The sequence below is a fragment of the Neobacillus sp. PS3-12 genome (assembly GCF_030915385.1).
GTDB lineage: Bacteria > Bacillota > Bacilli > Bacillales > Cytobacillaceae > JAEVLT01.
Genome location: NZ_CP133268.1, coordinates 363,411 through 381,959, shown reverse-complemented (window position 1 = coordinate 381,959; position 18,549 = coordinate 363,411). Strand labels below are relative to the sequence as shown.

Here is an 18,549-nt window from a genome sequence, read left to right as displayed (position 1 = left end):
GAGTATTTTTGAACCGATGGATGGAGCAAAAAATGTTAATAGAGAGGATGATTGGTTATGGCAAGATTAAATGGAGTAGATTGTGTTACAGCAATTCGTCAAGAAGTAGTTGAAGAATTAAAGGCTGCTGGAATTGAATATGTGGCCCGCTACCTAGGGGATAATTGGAAATCGATCAACAAACAGGAGGCGGTTGTGCTCCTTGAGAATGGATTACAGATTGTCAGCATCTGGGAAACAAATCCAACCAATAAGAGGTATTTTACGATGGACAAAGGGTTTGCTGATGGTCATGATGCGGCTTCTTTCGCACAATCGATTGGACAGCCAGAAGGAAGTGCAATCTACTTTGCCGTTGATTATGACACACAGCCTTCGGATATGAAAGCCATCTTAAACTATTTTTCGGGTGTCCGCCAAGGATTAGGGGAAAATTACAAAGTGGGCGTATATGGTTCCTATACTGTTCTTGAGACACTTCATAGCTCTTGTGCAGCGGACTTTTATTGGCAAACATCGGCATGGTCGGGTGGAAATATTGCTGAATTTATTGACATCCTTCAATATGGCTTCAATAAAAAAATAGCTGGAATACCAGTAGATTATAATCAAGTTTCATCGAATGCTGGTTCATGGGGCAAAGGTAAGCAAGGAGCATCCTCTCAACCATTATCAACTCTGGATTCAACTAACATATATCTTGTTCAGCCGAGAGATACGTTGAGCAGCATTGCCCTACATTTTGGAACGTCGGTAGACGAACTAGTCAGGGAAAATAATATTCGAAATCCAAATCTCATCTATGCAGGTCAGGTTCTAACCATCCCTTCCGCTAAAGGATTATCAGGAGGGATTGAATATACAATAAGACCGGAGATACTTTATCAAAGATAGCAGTGAATTTTGGAACAACCGTTAGCCAGCTGCAAGCCTTGAATCGGATCACCAATCCAGATTTGATCATTGCTGGCCAGAGAATTCGGGTGAAGTAATGTGGGGCCTTCAAAAATAAAAAAAGGATTAGCAGGATCCGCCTTAATCGCTTCAGCTTTGCTAACAGTCTCTCATTCTGTTCAGCTGAATAGTGGTAAATTAAATACCGAGTCTGTAACAAGAATCATTCAAACAGGGCAAATACCGGTAACTATAGTTGAAACGATCGATGGTGACACGATTAAAGTGAAGCTAAATGGAAAAGTGGAAACCGTTCGCTATTTATTAATTGATACTCCTGAATCTAAAAAGCCAGGAAGTTGTGTCCAGCCGTATGCAGTGGAGGCTTCGAAACGAAATAACCAATTAGTCCGAAGCGGTACCTTAACGCTTGAGTTTGAACAAGGGGCCGGGAGGGATGCCTACGGGCGTCTCCTTGCCTATGTTTATGAGGATGGTCAGTCTGTCGCAGAAACATTATTGAAAGAAGGCCTTGCTCGTGTTGCTTACATTATAAAACCGCCATATAAATATCTCTCTATCTATCAAGATGATGAAACATTTGCAAAAAGAAACAAAGAAATGATTTGGAGCAAAACAAACTATGTGACCAATTGGGGATTTAATGGATGTGTGGAGTGACAAATAATCGATTAGAAGCGATGGAAAATAGATTTACTATTCTGTGTTATTGCAAATACTTTCACAAAATGTTATTCTTATAAAGAATTATTTTTGTTCGGTGTTAAGGATAGTAGAAGTACAAGTACATACTTTTTGCCCTGATGATCACTGAGAGCAAGGATAGTAATACATTGTGTGTATACACACTAGGAGGCAACATACATGGAAAATGGTAAAGTAAAATGGTTTAATGCAGAAAAAGGTTTCGGATTCATCGAACGCGAAGGTGGAGACGATGTATTCGTTCATTTCTCAGCGATCCAAGGCGAAGGTTTCAAATCTTTAGACGAAGGTCAAGCAGTTACATTTGAAATCGTTGAAGGCGCTCGTGGACCACAAGCTGCTAACGTAAACAAAGCTTAATCAAATAACAAGAAGACAGATTCTTCCTAAAGAGTCTGTCTTCTTTTTTTTTTAAAAGAAAATACCCCACTCAAGAATGAGCAGGGTGGTTAAGCCTAAGGTAAAGCAGTTTGAAAAACGGTAAACTTAGTGTAACACACTTTTACGATAAAACCTAATCTTAATAACATTGGTGTCAGTTCTCTACACTTTTGTCTGAGGGAATTGTCACAAATACCCCCGTTCTTTTCTAATTTCTAAATAACATATCATAAGAAATTGTGATTAATTCATCTAAATGACCGATAATTTGTTTTTGTTGTGATGTGGATAATCTTGAAATGCTCGAAAGGATTTCTTTTCTTTTCTTTTTTATACGATTTGCAGCCTGAACCACTTCCTTATTCTGTAAAGTGGTTAACTCACTTTCAAATTGAGTGATATTTGCTAAGTAGGTTAACAATATTTTTCCATCGTCGGAGTTTGTATCTATCCATGATTCTTTAAGACTTTTCAAGTGTGCTCCTTTTTGGGAAATACGTTCGATGACTGCCATCAGATCTTTTGTAGACCGTGATAAACGAGTTAAATCCGTTACAACGACCGTGTCTCCCTCACGAAGAAACTCTATCAAACGATTTAGCTCCGGGCGATTTCGACGTGAACTGTTGATATTCTCAAGAAAAATACGATCACATCCAAAGTCTTCTAGTTGTTTCTTTTGGGCCGAATTTAGATCAACTTTAGAGACGCTCATATAACCAAACTTCAAGTTTTTCCTCTCCTTTACAAGATATTGTGTAAAAAAGTTTATCTCTTCAATCATGATGTTTCTGTATTTTCGCAAGTAAAAATATCAATTTATTAAAAACCCCTATATTTCCTTCTCTTTGTAGTCAAATAACCTCCATATGAATTTATCATGGTATATCATTAGTCTATGTAGGTTTTTCCAGTGCGGACTAGTTCGTATACCTATTTTTAGTTCCCAGTAAACGAATCACTGAAAGAATAACAACGAAAATTTTTCATAGATTGGTATGAGCAAACGGGGGATTAGTTTCCAATGAACCTTTAAAAATGTAAAAGAGAAAATAGTAAAGGTTCATAGTATATTCACAATGTATGTGAAATATTTCACAAAAAGATGATATACTCTTTGTTGTTAACGTGATAATAGTAAAAACAAACAACATTTGATGATATTGATTTTTGAAAGGAGATACTCATCATGAAAAACGAAACAAAAAAAGGATACTTTATGCTGGCTGTTTTATGGTTGTCCTATGTAACCTTTGCTATGAACTGGGTGGCCGGCTCTTCTTTGACACCGCAAATCACGAAAACCTTTTTCGGCGAGCCGGTGGACCCACTTATTTCACAATTAGTAAATTACTCCATTACTACGGCTCGGGTATTTGCCAATATATTAGCAGCGGTTATCTTAATGAAACTAGGTCCAAAAAAAGCCGCAGGAACTGCAATTGGACTGTTAATCATGGGTCTAGTTGCGATTTATCTACCCAATTATTGGGCCTATACAGCAGCAAGAATGGTAATGGCTGTTGGCGGGTCAATGGTAATTGTCTACATGAACCCGGTTGTAGCTCACTACATTACAAACTCAAAAAGCAAACTGCGCATGAATGCAGCCAATACCGTTGCATATAATGCGGGAGCGTTTATTGTGGCCATCTTATTTACGATTTTTGCTAAACAAATGGTGGTAAACTGGCGATTAACGTTAACCTTTTTTGCCTCTTTAACGATTTTGTTTTTTGTCGGCTGGCTTTTGAAAGCGGAGAATTTTGACACGAAAGAAAGTAATGATGGAACAGGGGAGGCATATGGCTATAAAGATGCCCTAAAAGATGGATTTCTATGGCGTTACGGCATGGCGTTTGCTTCCTTTTTAACCCTATATGTTTTATCACTTGTGAGCTTTAAAGCCGTTTTTGAACAATATACACTATTAAATGGCTCTGTTACGAACTTGCTGATATCAGGTTTTGGAATTCTGGGCACATTTGCTGGGATCCGAATTGGAAATAAAGGAGTGCCACGAAAGCCAATCCTAATGCTAAGCGGGATTGCAATGGTAGGTGCTTTTGCCTTGGCTTTGGTCTTTGCCAATCAATTTCCATTACTTTCTTATACTTTGATTGCAATTTCTGGGTTTGCCATGTATATTCAGTATCCAATCTTTTTAAATCTTCCCCATGAATTAAAAGGGATGACAGCACAAAGATTGACCATTATGTTCGGCTTATTCTGGGCATTGGCTTATGCTGGTCAAACAGTCGCTACCATAATTTGGAGCTATATATTAGGTACTTCCGGATACACGCCAGCCATGATTTTCTTTATCGCAGTCTCAAGTGTATATATATTCTTGGTAGCCACTTTCCCGGAAACAAGACAATCAGAAGCAGTAGCAAAAAGAAGAATGGCTGTATAAGCATTGGGGGTTGACCAACTGCCCTTTACAGAACGCACGTTTGTATTATATAATTATATATAAGAAATATCCCATTAAAAGGTATTTAATAGTTTATTAGAACGATAGCGACAATGTAGTCAATATTTGTTACAATAAAATTTATCATGTCGATTTATTGGAGTGAAGAACATGTATACAAGTATTGACTTGTTCTCAGGACCTGGGGGTCTTGTACCGGTTTTAAATGGGCAGGAATTAAACCTCTAATTGCTGTCGAGTGGAGTGACTGGACAGTAGAAACCTATAAAGCATCACACAATGCGGATGTTTTACCGTTACAAGACTACTTAGATGAAAAGTTAGAAAATAGCAGTGAATTCTTTAAACCGAATTCGAAAACTTTACTTATTCATGGCGATATACGAAATGTAAGTAATAAATTAATAGATAAGATTCTTCAAGAAAGATTTGGTGTCAAATCCGTTGATATTGTTACAGGTGGGGCACCATGTGAATCATTTTCGATGGCAGGGCACCGCAAAGAAGAGGATGAACGTAATAATTTATTTTTAAATTTAGCTCGAATTGCGAAACATACTGATGCACCTATGTTCCTTTTTGAAAATGTAAAAGGCCTTCTCTCAAAGAAAAGTAACGGCATCGCAGGACAAATGTATCAAGAAATTTGTGATCATTTTGAAGCACCTAGTGAAGAAGGGGTCTCCTACCGATTGGCTTCTCGCGATAAAAATACTGTTTTATTAAAAGCATCAGATTATGGCACACCACAAGAACGAGAACGTGTTATTCTGGTTGGGATTAATTCAAAATTGGAAGCTGAATTTAGCTATCCTGAAAAAACACATGGGAAAGACCGTCAATTCGATTATGTAACTGTCTCGGATGCCTTGGATGATCTACCAAAGTATGAAAATCCAAAAGAAGGTAAAGAAGAAGTAGAGTTTGGCGTTGATATTAAAGATGAATTTTCAGAACAAAGAAAACAATTCCTACGGATTATGTCTGGAAAAGAGCATGGGTTACCTGAACATTTGGAAGCTAAAAAAGGACTCTTAAGTTCACATATTACTCCTGGACACACCGATAAAATGGTGTTTCGAATGGACCATATCAAACCAGGTGAAGGGATGAAACACGCAGCGGATCGATTATTTTCCGAAAACAAGGAACATGTGGTGAAAGCCTATTTTCCAAATAAGCTCTACGCAGCTAGAAATCGCCGCTTATTTTTGAATAAACCGAGTTTTACCGTCACAAGCCACTGTTTGGATGAAATGGTTCACCCTAGATTCAACCGTGGATTATCACCAAGGGAAGCAGCTAGACTACAATCATTCCCGGATTGGTATCAATTCCAGGGTCCATATGTAAAGTTTCATTCTGACCCTGAGCAAGACCGATATGAACAAATCGGAGATGCCATTCCACCACTTCTTGGCTATGCGCTGGGGAAAGAAGTGGTAAAAACATTGGACGTCCTTTACCAACAAAACCATCTTCAAAGAGAAAAGTTAAATATTTAGTTGAAAAGTAGGGGAAATCCCTGCTTTTTTTCTTTCCCAATTTGATATACTGGATTCGTATTCACTATCAGCGGCTAGTTTAGGGGTGGAAAAATGTACTCTCATTCTGATGATCAGCAATTACGTTCGTCTAGAGGTAATAAATATCAACAGATTGTTTTTTCTCTTTTTGAAAAATTACAAGCTCGTGGCTTGATTACCGAAATTCAAGTTTTACACCGTCTTAGTTATCAATAATTCCCGGAGGATTCTTATTATTTCCCATTTGCCATTGTTTTTGAAGATGGTGCTAAATGGTTGATTCAAACTTCGACTGGGTTTCCACGTGAAAGAATTCACGGTTACCAATGGAATGCCTTTCATTCAAAGCAGATCGATTCATCGATTGAAAAAGCTTTGGTCGTTTATCCGGATTCCGCCAGATTAAGTGATGTAAAAAGCTGCACTAGTTATAATAGAAAGATTTTTAATCATAAAATGTTTACATCCTTGGATGGTGTAATCAGTTTTGCTGACCTCTACCTTTTAATTGAAAGTAAGTGGCTGGAGTATGCGAACGTTGGGAAAAGAAAAGCTTTGCAGGGAACAGCGTTTGAAAAATGGTTAGTGGATATAGTAACACACCTAGCAAATATAGAAAATTGGAATAATGGGATTAACAAAGATTTAGGATTTAACTATCCATACTTTGAAAAAATCCTAGAGAAGTTTGGCTTTGATTCCAGCATCCATAAATTTAAAAACGTCGATGCAACAGATAATATACCGAATTTACCACCGAGTCCTGGGAAAACCAGAGGAGGAAAACCAAAAACCGATATTTTGGTTAAAATTGAATTGGATAGTGAGCCTAGGAAGATATATTCATTTACGATCAGTTCAAAAAGGACAAGCAGTGAATGGGTAGCGATCAATCAATATTCAGCAGAAACCTATATAAACATATTAAACATTAAGGAGCCGTAATTGAAAGATGCTCTTTATGAATTAGAACGGACAGGTGCTCCTACTCAAATCTCGGATCATTTCCAACAGATCATTAAAGACATTTTACCTAACTATTATTTAGATTTAGCAAAATGGGCGTACGCAGGAATTGGTGGGGAAGGAGACCCACATGTCCATTGGGCAAAATATTTCACTGTATATAAAAATGAAACCAAAGAATTAGAGTTCTATCATATAGACGAGTATATACAAAAAATTATTACCGAAACTAAAGGGCAACTAGGTAGCCCGTTTCAATTTACATACACGGGTGATAGGGGAACGAACATCCAATTGCGAGGAAAAATTTTATAAAACATTTAGCTGGCTCAAGAGGATAAGAGCCAGCTTCTTTTTATTAGTCTTTATTAAAGGATTTTGTTAATTTTTTCACAAACTTATAGACGACTGAGGAAACCAAACAATAGCCTTCAAGGTAGCCAATAGGGCTTATAGACGACCGTGAAGTCCAAAAAATAGGCTTTATGGTAGACAATAGAGCTTATAGACGACCAAGGAGGCCAAAAAGAAGGCTTCATGGTAGTCAATAGAGATTATTGACGACCGAGAAGAAGAAAAAACAGCTGTGAAGGTAGCTAATAAATTGAAGAGGAGGTACCTCGGCATGCCTGTGGAAAGCAGTCCTTTCGCTCGATGAATAGGCAAATTTAACTTTACTTTTATACAGCTGAAGGTTAAGTTCTTCTTTCATTTGTTTTCTAAATCTTCCGGAGCATCCTGGATGATTTTTTTGTAGTTTTACCATTATAAATTTTATGAAACTTTAGGGTAGGTTTAACGACAATACAATAATTTTCAACTGCGGGAAGCGATTCATTCTAGTACAATAGTTTTATGAAGCATTTAGAATTAGGAGTGAATCCGTATTGGAACAAATCAAAAGAAGGATCTCAACTTTTAAGAAAAAGACAATTGGGTTAACAGAACTTGAAAAGATGCTGAAACCTTATGTAGATACATATAAAGACTTTGCTCAAGAAATTCTGCAACTGGAGCAAGAAGCTGTTCTTGTGATGGTGAAGGCAAAAGGGCGGACAAATCGAGTCCCATCTCTAGCATTTCAGTACCGGATCAACAAAAGTGATTTAGTCGGAGATTACCATAAAGAATTACAGCAATATCGCAGCATACTTCATCCTTCTATCAATCTCGACGAGTATTACCTGGCAGGATCCGTCCGTATGGAAAAACGATCTGCCATTTTTGCTTAAAATTGATCAATATCTAAAACAATCTTCCTTTCCAAAAGAACAAGTTCCCGCACCAGAGCGAAGCTATGAATTGGTAGGGGATGAGAAATGGATTGTGGAAAAAGGCGGGAAGGAAATCCTTGAGCGAATCGATCTATTTCTGCTATTAAAAATCATTCCCGTCTCAGAGCCGCTGATGTTCGGTATCAATCCTAACAAATTAAATGAAAAAACACAGTATCACTTGATTGTTGAAAACAAAACAACCTATCAGGGGTTGCTCCCGGTATTAACGAAAACGATCTTTTCAACCTTGATTTATGGAGCAGGAAAAGCTGTTGTCAAAAGCATTGAACAGTTTTCGATGCAATATCCGATTGAAGCAAACCATCAGTTTTTTTATTTCGGTGATCTCGATCGGGAAGGGATCCTAATCTGGTATTCTTTCAATCAGAAAGAAAAAGCAACATTGGCGCTGCCTTTTTATCTGGCATGTTTGGAAAAAGAGGCGGCAATCGGAAAGGAATATCAAAAGGAACACAATATGGCGCTTGAACAATTCCTTGCTTTTTTTCAATCAAAACAACTGCAAGAAAAGATCCGTTCACTATTGGCTGACGGAAAATACCATCCGCAGGAAACCCTGAAAACAAAAGAATTACAACAGATATGGAGGGAATCGGATTGGACCAGCTGGATTTAAAGGAAATAACATCCGGTTATCGTGAACGAATGCGCCGTCTTGCACTTTTTGAGCCTTTATATGAACTGGATCGGAAACGGGAGCAGGATTTAACCGAAAAGGCGATTGACATGAAGGGGCTTGGACTGCTCACCTTACTTTTCTTCTTTGAACAAAAATTAATGCGTCAGTATAAGACAGGTACCAGAGAACTAGCTTCTTATTTACGAAGATTAACAGATTCCCACTATCGTTTGGATCAAGAGGACTACGAAAGAATTGCTAGAACAATCATCCAAACCTTCAGGCCCACAACAGGCAGGAAGAGGAGCTATGCCTTTTTTGATTGGGAAATGAACCGTGATGGGATAATAGAGTACTCGATCTTAAAAGCGAATAATTTTGATTTTAAAACCAATACCCAATATTACACGCTGGATGAAGACGGTCTGGAGTTGGTTTTTGCTACAAAAGAGTTTTACAGTGAATTCCAGCTTTCCATCAATCAGTTGATGTTACGGAAGCAATTGGACAAGGGTGAATTCAAAGGCGCGCTCAGACAAATTAATGAAATGCGGATTGATGTGGAAAGTCTGGAAGAAAGAATGATCAAGCTCAAGCATGAAATTCAAAGGAGTATTGTTTCAGAAGAGACATTTGAACGGTATAAACAACTGCTTGAAGACATTTACGGGCGCTTGATGAGAGAAGATGAGGAATTTAAAGAACTGCGCCAGTTTGTAAAAGAAACAAGAGAGCGTCTTTACTCAAGAGATGTTCATAAAAAAGAACAAAAGACATTCGAATTGATCCTGACCATAACTAGAGAACTGGAATCGGTTCATTACAACCATTCACATCTGCTTGAGCAGACCTTTGCGTTAAAAAATACAACGCTTGTGAGTGCGCAGGAATCACTGTATTACACTGGAATTCAGGCGTTTAATTTCAATCAGGATCTTGTGTCAAATATTATATCCACTCCATTGCCGCTTGAAGCAATGTCCGGTGTCCTTCGTCCATTATTAAAGGTAGAAGAAAATCAGTTTTGGTCACCACTGACTGTATTGGCGGAACAAAATATTACCGAAGATCGCCAGGAGCGGGTCGAACATGGTTTTATCGAAGCAGAAGATGACAATGCCGAGGACCCATATCGAAGTGCCTTAATGAAAAAATACAAAGAGTTTATGCATTCCTTCCTGAAAGCTTATGAGTCAGAACAAGCTAATACGTTGTCTCGATTCATGGATTACCTCGATCATACGGGTCAATCAGCCCTGTTTAAGCAGCGGTATTTTTATGATTTTTGGCTGATTCTCCATCAGCGGTCACCAATTATTAACGGGGAAGTCAACGATGAAGAAGGAAAAACACTTCTCGGCGAAGCACTCACCCTTCTGGGAAATAGAAGTTTAACCGTTCAAGAAGCCAGCGAAATCGTGAACCGGGTCGATAGATTTTCCATTCAGGAGCTAATCATTACCTTGGAGGGAGACGAAGATGAATTATTCTGAGCAAACAGTCATTAGGGCTTTTCAAATATATGCCAAACTTGCACGCGATGGTGTTGCAAGCAAAGAGACGGTTCAGCAGTACCGGTCCGATGATGAAATCCGCGGATTACTTGATGCATTTAGCCGGGAAGTGGATTGTGTGGTCGTTGGAACAAGCGAGCAGCTGTTTTTGGTTCCAGAGACAAAGCTGTCTCCCTTCCATGTTAGCAATGACTGGATCAAGCGAAATTATTTACGCTCCGGGGCCACGAATGGGGACATTTACCTCCTATATTTTTCAACGATCATTCTGTTCGGAAGCTTTTACGATTCGTATCAAAGCCAAGAGCCAACAAGGCAATTTCTGCGGATCGATGAGTGGGTCCGGTTTATCGGTGATAGGATCGAGCAATTAAAGATGCATGATGAAGAAAAACTCAAACAATTGGAAAAAGAATTCTCCTATAATTGGAGTTTAATCATAGAGAAATGGGAAGACATGGATGATATCAAAGAAACGGCAAAAAAACAAAGCGGAAATACGATTAGCCGTTTAAGTTTCATAGATACGGTCAAAAGATTTTTGGTGGATCAGGAGCTGATACAGGAAATTGGCAATGATGAGATTACGTTAACTGAAAAAGCAAAAACGATTATTCAGCGGTATTTTATGGAAGTGGAGTACAACAAAGGTATTTTTGAATTCATTTACGGTTTTGAAAGGGAGGAAGCGTATGCCGGCAATCAGTAAAATTCGTTTAACAAACGTTGTTTATGAAGAGGGGAACAAGCGATATAACGATGAGATTTTCCTGTATGACGGCCATAATGGTGCGGTCCTGATTGAAAACGGTGGTGGAAAAACAGTCTTTATTCAAGCTGCCCTCCAAGCAATTTTGCCACATGCCGACCTGGCTGACCGAAAAATCAAAAATACGTTAATGCTTGAAAATGCTCCGGCACATATTGCGATTGAGTGGATTGCCAATGATGTACCACGGCGCTATGTCGTAACAGCGGTCTCCCTATTTACCACAAAGCAGGGACTCGATTTCCTTCGGTATGTGTACGAATATGATGCCAATGATCCGAATGGAATTGAAGGGATTCCGTTTGTTCGGGACGGTAAGGAAGGCAAACGGACGGCAGAACGTGGGGAAATGCAGGACTATTACAGCCACATGCGCGAGAAAACCTTTAGTGCACGGACTTTTAACACAATTAAAGACTATAAATCCTACCTTGAAGAACAATACCATATTATTTCTGAAGAATGGGAAAGTATTGCTAAAATTAACAGTTCCGAAGGCGGTGTGGAAGCTTTTTTCAATGACTGTAAAAGCACAAACCAGCTATTCGACCGCCTCCTCATTCCTGTTGTTGAAAACTCGATTGTCGGTCACGATGCGGAAATGTTTGCGGATATGTTTGAGGCACAGCATACGAGCTTGAAGAATTACAAAAAACTTAAGGAAACGATTGCGGAAAATAAGCGGATCGAACAGCAGCTTGATCAATATGCCAGCACGTTTGAACGGTTCCATCAACGACAGCTGGATTATGAAAAAATAAAGCAGCAAGCAAAAGGCACTTGGAATGAAATTATGAAAGAAAGCCAATCATATACAGCTGAGAGAACAGAAATAAGGCTAAAATACGAAGAATGGAAAACAAACAGCAAAAATCATAAGGTAAAATCAGCTTCTTATGAGATTTTTCGTGAGGAAACGGATTATAAAAAGCTTGAAGCTACATATAAAGAAGCATTAACAAGAAAAATCGAGCATGAAGAAAAATGGAAACAGCACAACAAAGAGTATTATTCTTTGAAACTTGCTGAATTAAAACGGGATCGGAATGAGCAAGAGGATTCATTAAAACAGATTGATAAAGAACTGGAAAAATTTGAACAAACTGAAGAAGTCGAAGATTATAATGATCAATTGGAAGAAACCAAACAAGCATTACTTGGCTGTTTATTGGGGAAAATGGAAGTGCTGGAAAAGGACAAGCAGGGGCTAGAATTTCAATTGAATCCGATATTAACCCAGATTGAGCTGTTTGACCAAAAAAAGGTAGTCTCGAAGAAAACGAGACAAGCCTTCGTATTACCCTATCTAAAATTTCAGCTGTAGTTGGTTCACGTACAAATGACTTGGAGAAACTGAAACAACAATTGCTTGCCAATCCTGACCAGGAACAGGTGAAAGAGGAGTATGAAAAATGGATCAGTAGGACGCAATTTCTTGATGAAGAAATCATCCGTCTTCAAAGTGTAGTTAAACAACTCAACCAGGAGTCAAAGGAAGCGGAAGATAGAGAAGAAAAGCTGAAAAATACGCAATCTGAAGCCAAGCATCAGAAAAGTGAAGTTGAATTTGAGCGAAAAGCAATCGAGAATGCACAAAAGAACCTGATCGATCGACTTGCTTTGTTAAGATCCCAATGGGCAGCTATTGAAAATATCTACTTAGCACAGGATTCAATTCAAAAAAGGCTGATCGAAACGATTGAAAAATATAAGAATGATAAAAACACGCTATTGTACAAGGAACGGGTGGCTCATCGTTTTTGTGACGATTATGGAAACCAATCCATTTTCTTTGGTGACGCTTTCCTGGATGGACAGCTATTTTCATGGAAAAATCAATTCGATTATTTGATCTCAGGGGTAGAATATCTGCAGGGAATGGATGAAGCAAAAAGGGAAGAACTGGGCAGCTACCCCTTATGGCCAATTACATTAGTCACCACCAATCGTTCCAAGCCAAAAGTCATCGAAAAGCTAAAATCTGCAGCAGACCAATTGTTATTTCCGATCACCGTTCTCTCTTCGGAAGAAGCCTTATCTGTACATGACAGAGAGTCGATGGCTGATTGGATTTCTCCTGCCCATTGGAAGCAAAACATAGACTCTGGCAACTTTAGTGAATGGAAAAAGCAAATAAGCTCCTTCGCAGAAGAAGCAACAATGCTACGGGAGCAAAAGGAACAGGACATTAAGCAATGGGAAGATGGCTTAAATGCTTTTAATCAATTTTTGAGGGACTACTCTTATGAAAAAGCTTCAGAATTAACAGAGGATTTTACAAGACTATCAAGTTTACTCGATGAGCTATCTGGAAAAATTCAAAAGGAAAAAATTTTTATTTCTGAGTTACGAATAAGGGTCAAAGCAAATCAGAATACAATTAGTCTTCATCGTGATGAAATGAACGGACTTAATGGAAAAATCGAAAAAGCAGTTCAATATTTTCAATATGAAAAAGAGATTGAAGAAGCAACAACAAAAGAAAAAGCAGCAAAGGAAGAGATTGAACAAGTCACAAAAGCGTTGACAAGAGTTAATCGGAAATTGGCTGGTTTTACCGATGAAAGAAAACATCTACAGGAGCGGATCAATCTTTTAGCTGCTGAGCAGCGCTTACTTAACGAAGATGAAGAATATCTGGCACTGCAAACATATACACCCAAGTATACAAATGAAAGCAAAAAAACAATAAAAGATCGAATGCTGACTCTGGAAATGAAAATCCGTGAGATTACAGTTGCCCAGGGAGAATGGTTAGCGAAGAAAAAAGCAGCAATTGATTCCATCGATTCTTTGAATTCACGCATGAATGAATTGCGAAGTGAGCATAGTGACATAAATGAAACAAAGGAATTTCCAGGCGACGGAAAACAATTGCTGCAAACATTGTTGGAGCAAATCACGACTATGAAAGACGAATTAGAGCAATTATCCAATGAAGTGCAGCAAAAAGGTTCTAAACAGGATAAACAAGAAGGAAAATGGAAAACAAAAATAGAGCAATTTAACCGTGATTTTCCTTCGATCGAAATACTTACCTTTGACCACTCATTGGATGAAATTGTCTTGGAATTAGACTCTGAAAATAAGAAATTAGAAGAAAGAAAAGCCTTCATCGACCAAGAGTTGGCAAGATTTGACAAAGAATTAAACGATCTTGAAGAGGCCAAAAAAGGGTTGGACCGATTTGAGGAAGGGCATCATTTCAATGCCCCGAATATTGAACCCATTTCTTTGAGTGCGGAAGAAGTGCTGACCTTTACCTATAACCGGACACCGTTTGTCACATCGATTACGAATCAATTAAAAGAGCACAAGGTGTTAGTTGAAGAAGAGCAAAAAGACATTGATCGGGCAAAACGTAGATTTAGAGAGTTTTGTTTGAATAAAGTTTCCAATATTAAGCTGCAACAAATGGCCATCAATGGAGTAGAAACGAAACAAAACTATGCCGATATTCTTGATTTTAAAAAGAACATGCTAAAGAGTATTGAAAATAGTACCCTCTATGCAAATGAACATATCCGCAAAAGTGATGAAGAAATGGAGCTGTTTATCAACCAAATCCATTCTCATCTGTTAACACTGGTGGAGGAACTGAAACAAATTCCGAAAAAAACAAAAATCAAAGTAGGAGAGGATTGGAAGCAAATTTTTACGGTTTCGATTCCCGAATGGGAAGAAACAGTTGGAAAAATGCGCATCCGGGATTACATTGAATGGATCTTACAGCAGCTTGAGACTGACCGCTTTTTAAATGATCAAGGGTACCAGGATAACGGAAAAGTTCGAAAAGAAATCGAAATGTGGCTACAATCCAAGCAACTTTTACAAATGGTCATGAATAATGAAGTCATGAAGGTAAGCTGTCGCAAAGTGACCAATGATAATAAAGTCACAACTCGGTCCTATACCTGGGAACAGAGTAATGTTTGGTCCGGTGGAGAAAAATGGAGCAAGAACATGACGCTTTTTCTGGGCATTCTCAACTATGTTGCTGAGAAAAAAAAGCACATCCAATCGATCACGAAGCACAATCGATCGGTGATCCTCGATAATCCGTTTGGAAAAGCTTCCAGTGAACATGTACTTAGCCCTGTGTTTTTTGTGGCAGAACAGTTGGGATTTCAAATTATTGCCTTGACAGCACATGCTGAAGGAAAATTCCTGCAAGACTATTTTCCGATTATTTACAGCTGTCGCCTAAGGGTATCAGCTGATCCTGGCAAAAAAGTGATGACAAAAGAAAAATGGCTTCATCATGCGTATTTCCAGGATCATGAACCGAAAACTATTGAACGGCTCGGTGAAACTGAGCAAATGGAGTTGTTTTAAATAGATAGTTTAAGCGATCTTAACCAATTAGACCAAAGTATTTCCCCCCATGTTGTCAGCGTAAGCACAGCATGGGGATTTATTTTTAAAAGTTCTTTTTTGCAGCAGCAAGATCAATTTGTCATACCATTAGACGAACTTTTTATGACATTTTTTCCTGAAAGGAACATGAAAAATAATTTCGACAATAAAGAGGAAAGTCGGGATTAATGTCGAATATTGGTGTGAAGTTAAGGAAAAGGAAGGTGTTTAAATGGGGAAGAAAGAATCAGTTGAAAAAGTGGTTGATTTTGAACAGACCGCAGTTAACACAAAAACATTTCGGCTTCATTATCCTGTTTCTGAGGAGCTAAGGAGGATAATGGTAAGCGAAGTATTTAGGGATTTCATGATTGATGTCGTACAGCTCAATTATGATGCTTGTCTTCCATTATTAAATGAGTTTGCAGCAGAACATGATGTAAGAGAAGAGAAATGGAATGATGTTTTGCATAATATCTTTTGGTGTAAAGTTTTTTATGATTCAAATGAAGATTTTTGGAATAGCTGTATTTCCGATTTTATTTATAAAAACAACGATCGATTGAAGAATACACCCATTTTGATTTCCTGGCTTGAAACTTGTGCTAAAGCAGTGCCAAAGTTTTATTTTATTGGCCATAAATATAATGATCGTGTTTTTGTCGCAATCGATATCCTTGATGAAAAACCTCTGAATGTTATAGTGTACGATCCTCTCGCCGTCTCTCCCAAAAAAGGAGAAATTGCCGCAGGGTTGTTAATCCCCCTTGGTGATGGCTTGTATTTCCCAATTGTTGACTTTTATCATTTTGATTTTGAAGCAAGAGAAGCGATAGCTAACTGTTTTCATTTTCATTATGATAAGTATTTAAAAATAAATGACACCCCATATGACATATTCCTCAATGTATTCTCTACTATGCTGCAAATAGAGGGCATTCTCTTCAAAGATAATCAAAAAAACGATCCTCAATATAGCTGAAAAATTCTCGAAAAAGAGTTTTAGGTTTTTACTAAAAGTCATTCAAATTGGAGTACGCATTCTTTCATTCTAGTAGAGTTGAGCGTACCTCCAATTTGATTGAGTAAACCCTCGTAATTAATGTTTATAGAAGGCTTAATAAAAATGGAAAAAACTTTCTGTTGTAGGAAAAACTATTCGATGTTATAGTAATAAAGCTGATTCGTTAACAGCCTACGGAAATATTAAAAACCAAATATTTTTCGTAGAAGTTGACAACAACGAATTGGTGTGATAAGATAATAAATGTCGCTAAGACAAACTATTGTTCTTTGAAAACTAAACAAACAAAAACGTCAACAATAAAAATATAGTGAAGAGAGTCTTCACTAGCCAACGTAACATTTATGAGCTAACTCATACTCTTTAATGGAGAGTTTGATCCTGGCTCAGGACGAACGCTGGCGGCGTGCCTAATACATGCAAGTCGAGCGAGTCGTTAGGAGCTTGCTCCTGATGGTTAGCGGCGGACGGGTGAGTAACACGTGGGCAACCTGCCTGTAAGACTGGGATAACACCGGAGTCTGGCGCTAATACCGGATAATTCTTCACCTCTCATGAGGTGAAGCTGAAAGTCGGTTTCGGCTGACACTTACAGATGGGCCCGCGGCGCATTAGCTAGTTGGTGAGGTAACGGCTCACCAAGGCGACGATGCGTAGCCGACCTGAGAGGGTGATCGGCCACACTGGGACTGAGACACGGCCCAGACTCCTACGGGAGGCAGCAGTAGGGAATCTTCCGCAATGGACGAAAGTCTGACGGAGCAACGCCGCGTGAGTGATGAAGGCCTTCGGGTCGTAAAACTCTGTTGTTAGGGAAGAACAAGTATCGGAGTAACTGTCGGTACCTTGACGGTACCTAACCAGAAAGCCACGGCTAACTACGTGCCAGCAGCCGCGGTAATACGTAGGTGGCAAGCGTTGTCCGGAATTATTGGGCGTAAAGCGCGCGCAGGCGGTCCTTTAAGTCTGATGTGAAAGCCCACGGCTCAACTGTGGAGGGTCATTGGAAACTGGGGGACTTGAGTACAGAAGAGGAAAGCGGAATTCCACGTGTAGCGGTGAAATGCGTAGAGATGTGGAGGAACACCAGTGGCGAAGGCGGCTTTCTGGTCTGTAACTGACGCTGAGGCGCGAAAGCGTGGGGAGCAAACAGGATTAGATACCCTGGTAGTCCACGCCGTAAACGATGAGTGCTAAGTGTTAGAGGGTTTCCGCCCTTTAGTGCTGCAGCTAACGCATTAAGCACTCCGCCTGGGGAGTACGGCCGCAAGGCTGAAACTCAAAGGAATTGACGGGGGCCCGCACAAGCGGTGGAGCATGTGGTTTAATTCGAAGCAACGCGAAGAACCTTACCAGGTCTTGACATCCTCTGACACTCCTAGAGATAGGACGTTCCCCTTTGCGGGGACAGAGTGACAGGTGGTGCATGGTTGTCGTCAGCTCGTGTCGTGAGATGTTGGGTTAAGTCCCGCAACGAGCGCAACCCTTGATCTTAGTTGCCAGCATTTAGTTGGGCACTCTAAGGTGACTGCCGGTGACAAACCGGAGGAAGGTGGGGATGACGTCAAATCATCATGCCCCTTATGACCTGGGCTACACACGTGCTACAATGGATGGTACAAAGGGCAGCGAAACCGCGAGGTGGAGCCAATCCCATAAAACCATTCTCAGTTCGGATTGTAGGCTGCAACTCGCCTACATGAAGCCGGAATCGCTAGTAATCGCGGATCAGCATGCCGCGGTGAATACGTTCCCGGGCCTTGTACACACCGCCCGTCACACCACGAGAGTTTGTAACACCCGAAGTCGGTGGGGTAACCGTAAGGAGCCAGCCGCCTAAGGTGGGACAGATGATTGGGGTGAAGTCGTAACAAGGTAGCCGTATCGGAAGGTGCGGCTGGATCACCTCCTTTCTAAGGAAAATGTCCTAACGGACATCACAGATTGTTCGACGGATTTTGTTTGTTTAGTTTTGAGGGAATAATTCTCTCAAAGTTTATTTTTGTTCCTTGAAAACTAGATAATCGTATAAGAAGAAG

The 18,549-nt window shown here is 39.4% G+C and carries 14 protein-coding genes, 1 rRNA gene and 1 pseudogene; 15 read left to right on the top strand and 1 reads right to left on the bottom strand.

Features of this window, described 5'->3' with window-relative positions; translation table 11 throughout:
- The first annotated feature begins 57 nt into the window (after positions 1-57).
- From RCG17_RS02030 to cspD, 4 genes are all read left to right on the top strand, one after another.
- The gene (locus RCG17_RS02030; protein WP_308173625.1) at positions 58-894 is read left to right on the top strand and encodes a glycoside hydrolase domain-containing protein; all 837 of its coding nucleotides are present in this window, start codon (positions 58-60) and stop codon (positions 892-894) included.
- A gap of 2 nt (positions 895-896) precedes the next feature.
- Positions 897-992 carry a LysM peptidoglycan-binding domain-containing protein gene (locus RCG17_RS02025; protein ID WP_308173624.1) on the top strand — a complete coding sequence of 32 codons (96 nt, stop codon included), beginning with the start codon at positions 897-899 and terminating at the stop codon, positions 990-992.
- A gap of 1 nt (position 993) precedes the next feature.
- On the top strand, positions 994-1,575 hold the full coding sequence (locus RCG17_RS02020) for a thermonuclease family protein (RefSeq protein WP_308173623.1): 582 nt from the start codon (positions 994-996) through the stop codon (positions 1,573-1,575).
- 204 nt (positions 1,576-1,779) lie between these two features.
- Positions 1,780-1,980 (top strand): cold-shock protein CspD, encoded by a 201-nt coding sequence (gene cspD / locus RCG17_RS02015; RefSeq protein WP_308173622.1) that lies wholly within the window; start codon positions 1,780-1,782, stop codon positions 1,978-1,980.
- Between the two features lie 229 nt (positions 1,981-2,209).
- Here the strand turns inward: cspD and RCG17_RS02010 are convergent, their stop codons facing one another.
- Positions 2,210-2,731, bottom strand: a complete 522-nt coding sequence (locus RCG17_RS02010; RefSeq protein ID WP_308173621.1) for a recombinase family protein — start codon at positions 2,729-2,731, stop codon at positions 2,210-2,212.
- A gap of 459 nt (positions 2,732-3,190) precedes the next feature.
- On the opposite strand from RCG17_RS02010, the gene RCG17_RS02005 reads away from it, so the two are divergent.
- The 11 genes and pseudogenes from RCG17_RS02005 to RCG17_RS01955 all read left to right on the top strand — a co-directional run bounded on the left by RCG17_RS02005 (position 3,191) and on the right by RCG17_RS01955 (position 18,423).
- The gene (locus RCG17_RS02005; RefSeq protein WP_308173620.1) at positions 3,191-4,417 is read left to right on the top strand and encodes an MFS transporter; all 1,227 of its coding nucleotides are present in this window, start codon (positions 3,191-3,193) and stop codon (positions 4,415-4,417) included.
- A 236-nt stretch (positions 4,418-4,653) separates the two neighbouring features.
- Positions 4,654-5,943, top strand: coding sequence for a DNA cytosine methyltransferase (locus RCG17_RS02000; RefSeq protein WP_308175747.1), 1,290 nt, complete (start codon positions 4,654-4,656; stop codon positions 5,941-5,943).
- A gap of 477 nt (positions 5,944-6,420) precedes the next feature.
- Positions 6,421-7,245 (top strand): annotated as a pseudogene (locus RCG17_RS01995) (MspI family type II restriction endonuclease).
- Between the two features lie 572 nt (positions 7,246-7,817).
- Complete coding sequence (locus RCG17_RS01990) at positions 7,818-8,162, top strand: hypothetical protein (protein WP_308173619.1); 345 nt, start codon at positions 7,818-7,820, stop codon at positions 8,160-8,162.
- Positions 8,155-8,844 (top strand): Wadjet anti-phage system protein JetD domain-containing protein, encoded by a 690-nt coding sequence (locus tag RCG17_RS01985; protein ID WP_308173618.1) that lies wholly within the window; start codon positions 8,155-8,157, stop codon positions 8,842-8,844. The genes RCG17_RS01990 and RCG17_RS01985 overlap by 8 nt, the downstream gene beginning before the upstream one ends.
- Positions 8,826-10,340, top strand: coding sequence for a replicative DNA helicase (locus tag RCG17_RS01980; RefSeq protein WP_308173617.1), 1,515 nt, complete (start codon positions 8,826-8,828; stop codon positions 10,338-10,340). The genes RCG17_RS01985 and RCG17_RS01980 overlap by 19 nt, the downstream gene beginning before the upstream one ends.
- Entirely contained in the window at positions 10,327-11,070 is a 744-nt protein-coding gene (locus RCG17_RS01975) for a DUF6063 family protein (RefSeq protein WP_308173616.1), read from the top strand. The genes RCG17_RS01980 and RCG17_RS01975 overlap by 14 nt, the downstream gene beginning before the upstream one ends.
- Complete coding sequence (locus tag RCG17_RS01970) at positions 11,054-12,454, top strand: hypothetical protein (RefSeq protein WP_308173615.1); 1,401 nt, start codon at positions 11,054-11,056, stop codon at positions 12,452-12,454. Before RCG17_RS01975 ends, RCG17_RS01970 begins: the two co-directional genes overlap by 17 nt.
- A 20-nt stretch (positions 12,455-12,474) precedes the next feature.
- On the top strand, positions 12,475-15,465 hold the full coding sequence (locus RCG17_RS01965; RefSeq protein ID WP_308173614.1) for a hypothetical protein: 2,991 nt from the start codon (positions 12,475-12,477) through the stop codon (positions 15,463-15,465).
- Positions 15,466-15,718: 253 nt separating this feature from the next.
- Entirely contained in the window at positions 15,719-16,468 is a 750-nt protein-coding gene (locus RCG17_RS01960; protein WP_308173613.1) for a hypothetical protein, read from the top strand.
- A gap of 405 nt (positions 16,469-16,873) precedes the next feature.
- Positions 16,874-18,423: ribosomal RNA gene (locus RCG17_RS01955) — 16S ribosomal RNA — on the top strand.
- Positions 18,424-18,549 lie beyond the last annotated feature (126 nt).